The sequence below is a fragment of the Zunongwangia endophytica genome (assembly GCF_030409505.1).
Classification (GTDB): domain Bacteria; phylum Bacteroidota; class Bacteroidia; order Flavobacteriales; family Flavobacteriaceae; genus Zunongwangia; species Zunongwangia endophytica.
Genome location: NZ_JAUFPZ010000002.1, coordinates 2,757,934 through 2,771,033, shown reverse-complemented (window position 1 = coordinate 2,771,033; position 13,100 = coordinate 2,757,934). Strand labels below are relative to the sequence as shown.

General features: G+C 35.1%; 13 protein-coding genes. 9 read left to right on the top strand and 4 right to left on the bottom strand.

Annotated elements, in window-relative coordinates; translation table 11 throughout:
* Positions 1-129 precede the first annotated feature (129 nt).
* Positions 130-1,479, top strand: coding sequence for a sigma-54-dependent transcriptional regulator (locus tag QWY91_RS12020; protein ID WP_290235409.1), 1,350 nt, complete (start codon positions 130-132; stop codon positions 1,477-1,479).
* Here the strand turns inward: QWY91_RS12020 and QWY91_RS12015 are convergent.
* A complete protein-coding gene (locus QWY91_RS12015) occupies positions 1,469-3,907 on the bottom strand; it encodes a hybrid sensor histidine kinase/response regulator (RefSeq protein WP_290235407.1) in 2,439 nt (812 codons plus the stop codon). The genes QWY91_RS12020 and QWY91_RS12015 overlap by 11 nt on opposite strands.
* 288 nt (positions 3,908-4,195) lie before the next feature.
* Between QWY91_RS12015 and QWY91_RS12010 the strand changes: the two genes are divergently transcribed.
* On the top strand, positions 4,196-6,550 hold the full coding sequence (locus QWY91_RS12010) for a TonB-dependent receptor (RefSeq protein WP_290235406.1): 2,355 nt from the start codon (positions 4,196-4,198) through the stop codon (positions 6,548-6,550).
* A 123-nt stretch (positions 6,551-6,673) separates the two neighbouring features.
* Here QWY91_RS12010 and QWY91_RS12005 read toward each other — a convergent pair whose 3' ends face one another.
* On the bottom strand, positions 6,674-7,108 hold the full coding sequence (locus QWY91_RS12005; RefSeq protein ID WP_290235402.1) for a Rieske (2Fe-2S) protein: 435 nt from the start codon (positions 7,106-7,108) through the stop codon (positions 6,674-6,676).
* Between the two features lie 289 nt (positions 7,109-7,397).
* Here QWY91_RS12005 and greA point away from each other — a divergent pair, with 289 nt between their 5' ends.
* From greA to QWY91_RS11990, 3 genes are all read left to right on the top strand, one after another.
* A complete protein-coding gene (gene greA, locus QWY91_RS12000; RefSeq protein ID WP_290235399.1) occupies positions 7,398-7,874 on the top strand; it encodes a transcription elongation factor GreA in 477 nt (158 codons plus the stop codon).
* 102 nt (positions 7,875-7,976) lie between these two features.
* A complete protein-coding gene (locus tag QWY91_RS11995; protein WP_290235395.1) occupies positions 7,977-8,366 on the top strand; it encodes an HIT family protein in 390 nt (129 codons plus the stop codon).
* A gap of 7 nt (positions 8,367-8,373) precedes the next feature.
* On the top strand, positions 8,374-8,772 hold the full coding sequence (locus tag QWY91_RS11990; protein WP_290235393.1) for an acyl-CoA thioesterase: 399 nt from the start codon (positions 8,374-8,376) through the stop codon (positions 8,770-8,772).
* Here QWY91_RS11990 and QWY91_RS11985 read toward each other — a convergent pair.
* Positions 8,769-9,920, bottom strand: coding sequence for a sensor histidine kinase (locus tag QWY91_RS11985; protein WP_290235391.1), 1,152 nt, complete (start codon positions 9,918-9,920; stop codon positions 8,769-8,771). The genes QWY91_RS11990 and QWY91_RS11985 overlap by 4 nt on opposite strands.
* Before the next feature lie 117 nt (positions 9,921-10,037).
* On the opposite strand from QWY91_RS11985, the gene QWY91_RS11980 reads away from it, so the two are divergent.
* From QWY91_RS11980 to QWY91_RS11965, 4 genes are all read left to right on the top strand, one after another.
* Positions 10,038-10,913 carry a flavin reductase family protein gene (locus QWY91_RS11980; RefSeq protein ID WP_290237094.1) on the top strand — a complete coding sequence of 292 codons (876 nt, stop codon included), beginning with the start codon at positions 10,038-10,040 and terminating at the stop codon, positions 10,911-10,913.
* A gap of 6 nt (positions 10,914-10,919) precedes the next feature.
* Positions 10,920-11,297 carry a DUF3127 domain-containing protein gene (locus QWY91_RS11975; protein WP_290235388.1) on the top strand — a complete coding sequence of 126 codons (378 nt, stop codon included), beginning with the start codon at positions 10,920-10,922 and terminating at the stop codon, positions 11,295-11,297.
* 95 nt (positions 11,298-11,392) lie between these two features.
* On the top strand, positions 11,393-12,031 hold the full coding sequence (aat, locus tag QWY91_RS11970; protein WP_290235385.1) for a leucyl/phenylalanyl-tRNA--protein transferase: 639 nt from the start codon (positions 11,393-11,395) through the stop codon (positions 12,029-12,031).
* 44 nt (positions 12,032-12,075) lie between these two features.
* Positions 12,076-12,513 carry a membrane lipoprotein lipid attachment site-containing protein gene (locus tag QWY91_RS11965; RefSeq protein ID WP_290235383.1) on the top strand — a complete coding sequence of 146 codons (438 nt, stop codon included), beginning with the start codon at positions 12,076-12,078 and terminating at the stop codon, positions 12,511-12,513.
* A 3-nt stretch (positions 12,514-12,516) separates the two neighbouring features.
* Here the strand turns inward: QWY91_RS11965 and QWY91_RS11960 are convergent, their stop codons facing one another.
* Positions 12,517-13,095 (bottom strand): DNA-3-methyladenine glycosylase I, encoded by a 579-nt coding sequence (locus QWY91_RS11960; RefSeq protein WP_290235381.1) that lies wholly within the window; start codon positions 13,093-13,095, stop codon positions 12,517-12,519.
* Positions 13,096-13,100: the final 5 nt, after the last annotated feature.

Here is a 13,100-nt window from a genome sequence, read left to right as displayed (position 1 = left end):
GTAAATACATAGGCTATATTCTAAATTAGATTAAAAGAGGTCACTTTTCAGGCCTCTTTTTTTATACTTTCTTTTTAAGAAGTTGAATTTATGTTTGCTAAATTTGTCGTCTCGCTTTAAAATTTGATTATGCCCAAAATTCTCATAGTAGAAGATGACGTTCCTTTCGGAACAATGCTTAAAACATTTTTATCTAAAAGAGATTATGAGACAGAACTTTGCTTTTCAGGTGAAGATGCACTAAAAATTATATCCAAATCAAATTTCAACCTTGTACTTACCGATGTTAGGCTTCCTGATAATGATGGTTTAACTATTCTAAAAGAGGTAAAAGCTAAGAATCCAGCAACACAGGTGATTGTTATGACGAGTTATGCAGAGATCAGCATGGCTGTTAAAGCAATGAAAGATGGTGCTTTTGATTATGTTAGCAAGCCTTTTAGACCAGAGTCAATTTTGCAAACTATAGAGAATGCGTTGCAAACAAAGGTGGTAGCAGAGAAAGTTCCTGAACAGCAGCCTACAAAAGAGAAAAGGGAGAAACCGCATTCAACAGTTCAGTACATTAAAGGTGTAAGTGATGCATCTAGAAAATTGAACGATTATATTGAGTTGGTAGCACCTACAAACATGTCAGTTTTAATAACCGGTGAGAGTGGTACCGGGAAAGAAAATGTTGCCAAAAGTATACATTTTCAGAGTAAACGTAAAGATGCTCCTTTTATCGCAGTAGATTGTGGAGCTATTCCTAAAGAAATTGCGTCAAGTGAATTTTTTGGACATATTAAAGGTTCTTTTACGGGAGCTATAAATGATAAGATTGGTCATTTTAAAGCTGCTAATGGCGGGACTTTATTTCTAGATGAAATTGGAAATCTAAGTTACGAACTACAGGTTCAGTTACTAAGAGCTTTGCAAGAGCGCCGCATTAAACCGGTAGGGAGTAATAAGGAGATTGAAGTCGATATTCGCGTAGTCACGGCAACAAACGAAGATCTTGCACAAGCCGTAAAGGATGGTGAATTTAGAGAGGATTTGTATCATCGTTTAAACGAATTTTCGGTAAAAGTACCTTCCTTAAAAGATCGAAAAGAAGATTTGATGCTTTTTGCCGACCATTTTCTAGAAGAAGCTAATATTGATTTAGAAAAAGATGTTGTTGGATTTACCGATGATGCTGTAGATGCTTTTAAAAGCTACTCATGGCCTGGTAATTTACGAGAGCTTAAAAATATGGTTAAGCGAGCGGTACTGTTAACTCAGGATGATTTAATCCCCATGAAAGTGTTACCGCATGAAATTGCTACAGCCGAAAAGAATGAGGAAGATTATGGCCTTTTCAAAAATAAAAATGAAGAGAAAATGATTCTTGAGGCGTTAGAGAAAACAGCGGGAAATAAAAGCAAAGCTGCAAGAATGCTTTCCATAGATCGAAAAACACTGTATAATAAATTGAAACAGTACGATATTAAGCTGTAACCTCAGTTTCTAAAGATTGCATCAACTTTTCTAATTGGTTTATTACCTGATCTACTTCAGCTATTGAAGTTTCTTGTTTACGTTCCAGCTTTTCTAAAATTGGAATTAAAAGAAGAACTTTCATTTGCCTTATCATCGGTAGCATTTTATGCGCAATTTGACCAATAGTCTCAAAATCGTGTTTCTTTTTACATATTTTGAGTTTCTGAATATTTTCTTCTGAACTTTCTATAAAGGCTTTGAGGATAACCTGCATGGCTTCTGAGTCTTCTCCAGAAAACATATAAATATCCTCTAAATTATATAATTCGGTTGCTTCTGAAGCTGATTTAGACTTGCTTTCAGCTAAAACCTCTTTTTGATTTATGTTGAGGTCAAATATTTCGCTGATTTTAAGTAAAAGATCTTGAGCTTTAAAAGGTTTAGTCAACTTTGCCGTAAAACCGGTAAGTTTATAAACTTCATCTTTCATATCGGTGCGGCCAGACAAAGCGATAATCGGTATTTTACGCAGTCGATCATTCTTTTTGATGTTGTTCATTAATTGGAAGCCATCCATAATAGGCATCTGAATATCGGTAAGAATTAGATCGTATTCATTTTCGTTTAAAAGTGCTAAAGCTTTTTTTCCATTTTCTGCGGTTTCATACTTCAGTTGATGACTTCTTAAAAACTCTAAGGTCAAGGCTAATTGAGCCGGTTCGTCGTCAACTACCAAAATCTTTTTATTTCCGAAGTCAATATTCCGGATTTTTGGAGGTTGTTTTATTTGTTTATCCTTAGCAGCTTCTTTCTTCAATTCTTTTACCGGAATAATCACGGTAAACTCGCTTCCTTTACCTTGGTCGCTCTGAAGTTGAATTTCTCCTTTTAAAAGTGAGGTTAGGCTTTTTGTAATGGTAAGCCCCAAACCACTACCGCCGTATTTTTTTTCGATTCCGCTATTTTCCTGACTAAATTCTTCAAATATGACCTCTTGTTTTTCTTTAGAAATTCCGATACCGGTATCCTTTACTTTAATAATCAGCGAAGAATGCTTGCTTCTTTTCTGAATAGCACCTGTGACGAGAATTTCACCTTTTTCAGTAAATTTAATAGCATTGGTTACCAAATTCGCGATGATTTGTTTGATTCTGAAAGGATCACTGGAATATTGTGAATCGGCTTCTTCAGAAATTTCAATGTTAATTTCAAGATCTTTATTTTGCTTTGCAGGAATATTATTTTGGACTGTATCGGTAATAAGATTTTTGGGATTGAAAGGTAAATTTTCAACCAACATTTTACCGGCTTCCAGTTTCGATAGATCCAGTAAGTCGTTTACCAATCGGAGAATAAAATCTGACGACTTGTTAATCTGACTCAAATAGTGTTGCTGTTTGCTGGCAAGTTTGGTTTTATCCAGTAATTCAGAATAGCCAATCACAGTATTCAATGGTGAGCGAAGATCGTGCGTAATGGCCGCCATTAATTGCTCTCTTCTTTTTAACAAGGTCTCCGCGAAGTTTTTTGCTTCCTCCAGTTCTAAACGATATTGTTGGCTTCGGCGTACATCGCGAATAATGAGCATCAAAAAAAGCAAGATTACTATCACACAAACAACACCAGAAATGAGTATAATGCTAACAGTATCTTCTAGGGTTTGCTGTGCTTTTTCAGTTCTTTCGATAGATGCTACACGCTCATCTTGTTCAATATTGGCAAGAATTTTTCTTAGTTGCTGATTAAGAACCATATCGTTATCCAGCAGGTCATTTTCTTTTTCGAATACTGAGTTTCTAAATCGAATATTAGCTTCCTGAAAATCGTTTAGTACTTTTTTTACCGAGCTCACTAGTGAGTCTGCGGTTTGATTAGTAAGTGACTTTGCGTTGTCTTCTCTGGCATATTCCAGCCATTTTACTAATACTCTTTTTTGATAAGGCTCTAGATCGTTAAAGCGATTATCGTAACCCTGATTGGCTTCAAAATTTTCGTTTACGCGATTAAGTTCTTCCATTACTTGTTTATAGTAATTGGTGTTTCTTTCTTGCTCGCGTAATTTTATAAGGGCTTCCAGGTTTTCTGTTTTTAAATCCAGAAGTTTATAAATGCTATCTAACTCGGTATGCAGATTGTCTTCATCGTATTCCTGATCTAATTCGATCAGGTTTAATTTTATGGAGTCTAATTGCTCCTGGTAAAGTTTAATATCTTCTTTAGTTCCTGTTTGGATAAGACGGCGGCTAACATTTTCTGTTTCATAAAGATCACTTGTAATTTCACTCACCAAAAATAATTGCGCGTTGTTGCTGCTGTTACTTTGAGCCATATTGCTAAAGATGACCACGCGATTGTAAATAAACCAGACCGCTACAACCACTAAAATTGCGATAAGAAGGTAGCCTGCAACTACTTTTAGGGTTATAGATCTTTTGGTGTTTTGCATATCTTTTTCAAACTCTTCAAAAATACGGGATTTAAATCAATTGGAATGATAGCTATAAATCAAAAAAACCGTTTTACATTTGCAGCGATCTCATAAGGGGTGCCTTTAGGGCTGAGATTATACCCAATGAACCTGGGCAGGTAATGCTGCCAAGGGATAAGTGCTTAAACAAAGCACTAGCGCTCCTGGATATGCTCTAAATTTTTTAGAGAAATTCAGGATTTATTTTTTTCAACCAAATTTTTAAATGGAATAATGGCCCCTTTTATTCGTAAATCATTGTTACGAATGAAAAATATATTATTCAGTAGTTTAGTTATACTTTTTAGTATGTCTGCTCTTGCGCAGCAATATGAGCTAAAAGGTATAGTAAGTCGAAAAGGAGAACCCTTAAGCGGAGTAACAGTTTATGTTTCTGAAGAAAAAGAAGGTACGCAAACCAATGATTTAGGGGAGTATCGACTTGTTTTGTCAGAAGGTGATTATACTATCGATTTTGTCTTCGGAAATAGAAAATCCTACGAAGTAAACCTTACTGAAGATCAAATATTAGATGTAGATTTTGGTGATGCTGAAGAGGTTTTAGGAGAAGTTTTTTTACGTTCTATTCGTGTAGATGCCGATTCTCCTATCACTTTTAGCAATTTATCTAACGAAGAAATTGAAAGTAGGAATTTAGGACAGGATATTCCTATTTTGATGAATTATCTGCCATCTGTAGTAACAACCACAGATGCCGGGAACGGCGTAGGTTACACGGGGATTAGAGTGCGTGGTAGTGATGCTACTCGAACAAATGTAACAATCAACGGTGTGCCTTATAACGATGCTGAAAGCCAAGGAACTTTCTGGGTAAATTTGGGAGATTTTGCTTCTTCTACAGAAAATATTCAGTTACAACGTGGTGTAGGAACTTCAACTAATGGAGCCGGGGCTTTTGGTGCCAGTATCAATATTTTAACCGATAGGTATAGTGAAGAAGCATCTGCTGAGGTTGCCAATAGTTATGGATCTTTCAATACCCATAAACATACTGCTAAATTCAATACAGGTCTTTTTAATGATCATTGGGATTTTTCAGGAAGAGCTTCATTAATCAAAAGTGACGGATATATTGATAGAGCAGATTCTGAACTGAAATCTTACTTTTTGCAAGGTGCTTATGTTGCAGATAATACGTTGGTAAAAGCTATTATGTTTGGAGGAAAACAACGCACATACCAGGCTTGGAACGGTATACCAGGTGATGTATTGGATACTAACCGAACTTATAATCCCTCTGGTGAATATACCGATGAGCAGGGCAATATAAAATTTTACGATAACCAAACCGATAATTATCAGCAAGATCATTACCAGTTATTATGGAATCAAAAATACGATACTAACTGGTCTTCAAACTTGGCGTTCCATTATACCTACGGAAGAGGTTATTACGAAGAATATGAGGAAGACGCCAATTTAAATTCTTTTGGATTATCTAATTTTATGGCTAATGGAGAAGAAGTAACTACATCAGATCTTGTAAATACGAGCTGGTTGGATAATCATTTTTATGGTACGACTTTTAGTTTGAATTATAAAAATAGTAAAGTAGACGCTATTTTAGGAGGAGGTTGGAACCGCTACGACGGCGATCACTTTGGAGAAGTGATTTATACCCGATTTGCCAGAAATAATGATCCATTAGAACCGTTTTACTTTAATAATGCCGTTAAAACCGATTTTAATATCTACGGAAAAACAACAGTCTCTATTACTGAAAAATTAGCTATGTATGGCGATTTGCAATTAAGAACCATTAGTTATGAAGCTACCGGTCCAACCGAAGAATTGGAAGTATTTAACGTCAACGATAGTTTTTCGTTTTTTAATCCTAAATTTGGCTTCACTTACCAGTTCAATAAAGCACATCAATTATATGGTTCGTTCGCCAGGGCACATCGCGAGCCGGTAAGGCGCGATTATGAGGCGGCCATTAGTAACAACAAACCCAATCCAACAGAAGAAAAACTTAATGACTACGAATTAGGATGGCGATTTAATGATTCCAAAACCCAAATAAACGCTAATCTTTATTTTATGGATTATAAGGATCAATTAGTTTTAACAGGGCAAATTGATAATGAAGGCGCTGCTTTAAGAGAAAATAGCGATGAAAGTTATCGTTTAGGGTTAGAAATAGATGCTACTTTTAGGATTACAGATTATTTGAGCATACGACCTAATATTGCTTTAAGTCGAAATAAAAATATAGACTTTTTAACTATTGTAGATGATGAACAGGTGAATATTGGTGATACCGATATCTCATTTTCTCCTTCGATTGTAGGCGGGAATATGATACAGGTAAATCCTTTAAAAAATTTGCGAATAAACTGGTTAACCAAATATGTAGGAGAACAGTATATGAGCAATATTGAAGCAGAAAGTTCAGAATTGGATGATTATCTTGTAAACGATTTAAATATTCAATATACCTGGGATAATGCACCGCTTTTTAAAGAAGTACTATTTACCGGTTTGGTGAATAATATTTTTGATGAAAAGTACATCTCTAATGGATATTATGATGATGGTTATGTTGCTTATTACCCGCAGGCTACAATCAATTTTCTCGCTGGGGTTACGCTTAAATTTTAAATATATTTGATTTATTTTTAGTTCTAATGCCTGAAATTTGAGAAAAATTTCGGGCATTTTTTATTCTAACTGCTCTTCAAATTATTTGAATACAAATCCCTCTTCTCGCAGTAGTTTTAATAATTAATTAGAAATGGTAATTGTATTGCCTCGCTTTTCTACTCTATAGGGTTTCATCGCATAATCATCTTCTCCTTCCACCTGTTCACCGGTGATGATGTTGTATACATTTCCTTCGCAACTACAGGTAGCTTCAATCCCATTCAAAGTCATTGCAGAACAATCATTGGGCGCATGATTTGGATCACTTAATTCGTAAGCTAGAAAAAGATCGTTATTTACATTATAAATAACTACTCCTTTAATCCCAATTCCTTCATTATAAATAGTTATTTGATTCCCCGGGAAATTTAATTGATTGTATTGTGGAAGATCAAGATTGACATTGAAACCGAAGTTTATATTGACTAAATTGGGGTTGTTATTAATACCATCGTCGCTCGAAGAACAGCCTGTTAATAAAACCAATAGCATATTAAAAAATAAAAAACGCTTCATTCAATTTCTTTTTTTATCGGAAATGTAAATTTCTTATATTTGTTAAGATCAATCCCATTACTGGTGGGATTTTTTTTATTAATAACAATAATCTAATGATAATGCAGCTTAGAATATTCAAGTTCGCAGTCAAACCGCGAGACTTGAAAAACCTCATTTAGTGGATAATCTTTTTATTCCCTACGCCTAGTTAAGGCCGTTAGATTTATACAATCATTAAAAACATATTATTTTTTGGAAAAAGGCCTCTTTTTAATGGCCCTTTACCAATTATAAAAACGACGAAGTTATGAGTAAAGTATCTTATTACACTGCAGAAGGACTAAAAAAGTTGAGAGAAGAATTAAATCAACTTAAAGATGTAGAACGTCCAAGAGCTTCTGAAGCTATTGGTGAAGCCAGAGATAAAGGTGATTTAAGTGAGAATGCAGAATACGATGCGGCAAAAGAAGCACAGGGGCTTCTAGAGATGAAGATTTCTAAACTGGAAGAGGTTGTAGCAAACGCACGTGTAATTGACGAATCTCAATTAGATACTTCTAAAGTTTTAATTCACTCCCACGTGAAAATTAAAAATCAAAATAATGGAGCTGAAGTAAAATATAAATTGGTAGCACAAAGCGAAGCCGACTTAAAATCCGGGAAAATATCTGTAGATTCTCCTATCGGAAAAGGACTTTTAGGTAAAAAAGTAGGTGAAGTAGCCGATATTGCTGTGCCAAACGGTGTAATGAAGTTTGAAGTACTTGAAATCTGGAGAGAATAATTTGATACTGTTTAAGAATTAATAGAATCCTTTTCTAAATCTTTTAACTTAGATTGAAGAAAAGGATTTTTAATTTTATAGAACCTAATCAAAATTGAAATTATGTCCAGCTTATTTACAAAAATAGTTCACGGTGAAATTCCTGCTTATAAAATTGCAGAGGATAGTCAGTTTTTAGCCTTTTTAGATGTTCGGCCTAATGCTAAAGGTCATACGCTATGTATTCCTAAAAAAGAGGTCGACTATATTTTCGATATGGACGAACAAATGTATATGGAACTTATGCGTTTTTCTAGAAAAGTAGCATTAGCACTAGAAAAGACAGTTGAGTGCAAAAGAGTAGGTGTCGCCGTTGTAGGTTTGGAAGTTCCTCACGTGCATGTGCATTTAATTCCGTTAAATGATATGGGAGATATGAATTTTGCAAATCATCACGAGATGAGCGAAGAACAACTTAAAGAACTTGCTGAATCAATTCATGTAAATTTATAAGCTGACGTTGTTTAAACTTGAATTAAAATTAAGGATAGATTGGAGCGATCTAGATATGTATCGCCATGTAAACAATCTTAGCTTTATGCGTTTTATGCAATCTGGCAGAGTAAATCTTTGGGAAGCTACCGGATTGCATAAAATGTATACTGAAAGTAAAAAAGGTGCAATGTTAGTTTCTACGCATTGCGATTTTAAAAAGACGTTACACTATCCGGGAAATGTTCTTATAAAAACAAGAATCGCTGAAATTGGCACTAAAAGTTTTAAAATAGAACATCATATTCTAAACGATAATCAGGAAATTTGTGCAATAGGTAAAGATGTGGCTGTATTTTATAATTTCAAAGAAGAACAAACAAATGCGATACCAGATGATCTTAGAGCAATCTTAAATCGATATTAGGTTTTTCTCAGCATAATTTCAAAAGTAGTTCCTTCTCCAATCTCACTTTTTGCAACGCGAATGCGCCCGTCGTGATACTCTTCTACAATTCGTTTAGCTAATGATAGTCCTAATCCCCATCCGCGCTTCTTTGTGGTTTGTCCTGGCTCGAAAATAACCTTAAAACGGTTTTTATCGATTCCTTTTCCGGTATCATGAACATAGACAAAAACTTGTTTTTCATTTTGTCTAATTTCAAGAGAAAGTTTTCCTTTTCCGCGCATTGCATCGATAGCATTTTTTACTAAGTTCTCGATGGTCCAACTATAAAGCTGCGTATTTAGGTTTACTTTAATTTCTTCTCGTGGTACGATCAGATTAAAATCAATTAGTTTAGAACTTCTGGATTGTAAGTATTGATAACTTTCTCTGGTGGCTTCTACAAGATCGGTTTCCTGTAATAAAGGAGCCGAACCAATTTTAGAGAATCTTTCAGTTATAGTTTGTAAGCGATCAATGTCTTTTTCAATCTCAGCAACGTAAACTTCATTTACGTTTTCTTGCTTAAGAATTTCTGTCCAGCCTATAAGTGAACTTAAAGGAGTGCCAATTTGATGCGCAGTTTCTTTTGCCATTCCTGCCCATAATTTATTCTGCTCACTATTTTTGGTGGTTGTATAAAAGAAATAAATTACTCCAAGAATTAGAAAACCAATGGTTACCAGACCTAGCGGATAATACTTTAAACTATTTAAAACGGGAGAATTTCCGTAGAAAACTAAATGAGTCCTAAACCGATCTAAATGCATAATAATCGGTTCGTTTTCAGCTCGTAACCGGTTTAGATAGTTTTCGGCTTTTTCAGGAGTGTCAATCTTTTCAGGATCGATATAATGGGTAGACACAATATTCCCTTCCTCGTCGGTTTGGATGGTAGGAATGCTGGTATTGCTGTTTAAAACATTTAATATAAGCGGACTCAAATTTTCGTTGCTGCTAGCGCGATCTAATTCCAATAGCGCTTCAGACCAAATGCTCATTTTTGTACGCTCTTCATCTTTTAGTCGGTTAAAAAAAATGGTAGTATTCCACAAGACTAAAATAATTACAGCTAATCCTGCAAATATGATAAACCAGCGGTTAAACTTTCGTTCGTCATTAAAAATCATAAAGAGTTCCTCTTCATTTTAAAAGCGGTTAAAGATAAGCGTTTTAATGTGAATATTATTGTGCGAGCATGCTTTAAATTCCTTATCCTAATTATTACCTTTGTGAAAAATAAAGACATGTTAAGTATAGATTCTAAGGAATCGCCTTCAGGCGCTCTTTATAGATATTTGAGTGGTGCAGTTGGGCCTAGGCCTATTGCGTTTGCAAGCACGCTGGATGCTGAAGGGCGACCAAATTTAGCTCCTTTTAGTTTCTTTAATGTGTTTAGTGCAAACCCGCCAATATTGGTGTTTTCACCAGTTCGAAGGGGTAAAGATGGAAGTCTAAAACATACATTTTTAAACCTGAAAGTAATTGAAGAATGTGTGATTAACATTGTAGATTACAAAATGGTGCAGCAAATGTCTTTAAGTAGTACAGATTATGCTGAAGGAGTAAACGAGTTCGAAAAATCTGGGCTTACCATGCAGCCATCAGATCTTGTAAAGCCATTTAGAGTAGCAGAATCTCCCGTACAGTTTGAATGTAAAGTGAATGAAATTATTGAACTTGGAGATGAAGGTGGGGCAGGAAATCTGGTAATATGCGAAATTTTAAAAACGCATATTAAAGAAGAAATTCTAGATGAAGATGGTTATATCGATCAAGTAAAAATCGATCAGGTTGCAAGAATGGGTGGGAACTGGTATACTCGAGCCAAAGATGGTATGTTCGAGGTCCCAAAACCTATTGCCAATTTGGGGATTGGTGTAGATGCTATACCAAAAGAAATTAGAGAAAGTAGTATCTTAACAGGAAATGATCTTGGTAAATTAGGAAACATCGAAGAATTGCCAACTATAGAAGAGGCGAGATCTTATGTTTCTGAAGATGATTTATTTACTGAAATTATTGCAGCAAGAGAAAAAGAAGCAATTCATAAACAGGCGCAGTTATTGCTAAATGAAGAACGAGTGATAGAAGCGTGGAAATTATTACTAGCAAATTATTAAACGAAGATGGAAGTACAAGGAAAGATTAAATTAATCGGAGATACCAAAACTTTTGGTAATAACGGATTTAGAAAAAGAGAATTAGTTGTCACTACAGAAGAGCAATATCCACAACATTTAATGATTGAATTTGTTCAGGATAAAACAGATCTTTTAGATACTTATCAAGTAGGGCAACCAGTGAAAGTTGGTGTAAACCTTCGTGGTAGAGAGTGGGTAAGCCCGCAGGGAGAAACCAAATATTTTAATTCTATCCAGGGTTGGAGAATAGAGAATTTGCAACCATCACAATCAGGAGGAGGTCAAAATGTTCCGCCACCGGCAGATCAATTTGAGCCAGCTCAGGATTTTAAAGATGAAGACTACGACGATCTTCCTTTCTAAAAATTAGCACATATTTTTTTTGAAAAGCTTAGTATGCACTTAACGTACTAAGCTTTTTTCTTTTTGTAATTTTCTGAAAACTAAAACCCCTAAACGTGCAAATTCTAAAACCATACGAGCCATTTCCCGATGTAGCTTACGCTTCTGATGAAGGACTTCTAGCTGTTGGTGGATCGTTAACAGAAGATCGTCTAGTGGAAGCTTATAGTAATGGTATTTTCCCATGGTACGACGATACTCAGCCTATTTTGTGGTGGAGTCCAGATCCAAGAATGGTTTTATTTCCTCATAATTTAAAGGTTTCTAAAAGCATGAAACAGCTTTTTAAAAAAGATGCTTTTAAAGTGACCTATAATGAGGACTTTGAAACTGTAATTGAAAATTGTGCGGAAATTAACCGAAAAGGTCAAGCTGGAACCTGGATTACCGATGAGATGAAACAAGCGTATATCGGTTTGCATCAAAAAGGGATTGCGCAATCTGTTGAGGTTTGGGAAAATGGACAGATCGTGGGAGGCTTATATGGCCTTTACCTAAAACAAAAGCAGGTTTTCTGCGGGGAAAGTATGTTTACACGCGTAAGTAATGCTTCTAAATATGGTTTTATAAGTATGGTAAGAAGACTTCAGAAAAATGGAGTGAAATTAATCGATTGTCAGGTTCATACAAATCACTTAGAAAGTCTGGGAGCCGAGGAAATCTCTAGAAAGGAATTTTTAAAATTTTTGAAATAATATATGATTTTTGATTACTTTGAACAGATCAATCAAAAATTCAGATGAAAAAAATAGTTTTCCTTTTGTTCAGCTTAGTCATTTTAAGCTCATGTTCTTCAAATAGTGAAGATGACAAACCAGAAGTTTTAGCTCCTGCTGAAATAAATGCGGAAGTCGATTTCTTTAATTTTGAAATAGACACGGAAGCTAGAACTACTTTCATGGAATATAGAATGACCTTTTACAACGAATCAGATTTTGATGTAGAAGGATACCCTCAGATTTATATCGGTCAGGAAGGAGTAGAAGATTTTAGCGTTACAACAGAGCGTTATAATGGCGAAAATCCCTGTAATTACCTTGAAGCAAATAGTAGTTGTACCCAAGAATTTTCAGAACTCTTATCTTATGATCAAGGCGATTTGGAAGCATGGTCGGGGGAGGTACCTGTATTAACGCTTGAAGATATTCAGTATAGGATATTAGAGGAGCATCGTTAGAATTCAGGAAAGACGCTTTACTTCTTCATATCGAAAACAGGAAACTTCGTGATCGTTTACCATACCGGTCGCTTGCATGTGTGCGTAAACTACTGTAGAACCTACAAATTTAAATCCGCGCTTTTTAAGATCTTTGCTTAACTTATCACTAATTTCTGTAGTTGCGGGCGCTTCTTTATAATTTTCAACTTTATTTTGGATCGGTTTGCCATCTACAAAACTCCAGATGTAGCTATTAAAACTGCCAAATTCTTCTTGAATCTCTATAAAATGCTGCGCATTTGAAACTGAGCTTCTAACCTTAAGTTTGTTTCGAACAATTCCTGGATTTTGCAAAAGTTCCTGAATTTTCTCTTCGGAATAATTAGCCACTTTCTTATAATTAAAATCATCAAAAGCTTCTCTGAAGTTTTCTCTTTTCCGCAAAATTGTAATCCAACTTAGACCAGCCTGAAATGTTTCTAATATCAAAAACTCAAATAGTTTTTGCTCATCGTGCACCGGTATGCCCCATTCTTCATCGTGATAAGCTTCGTATAAAGAATCGCCTTGGCACCAGCCACATCTATGTTTATTAGTCATAAATT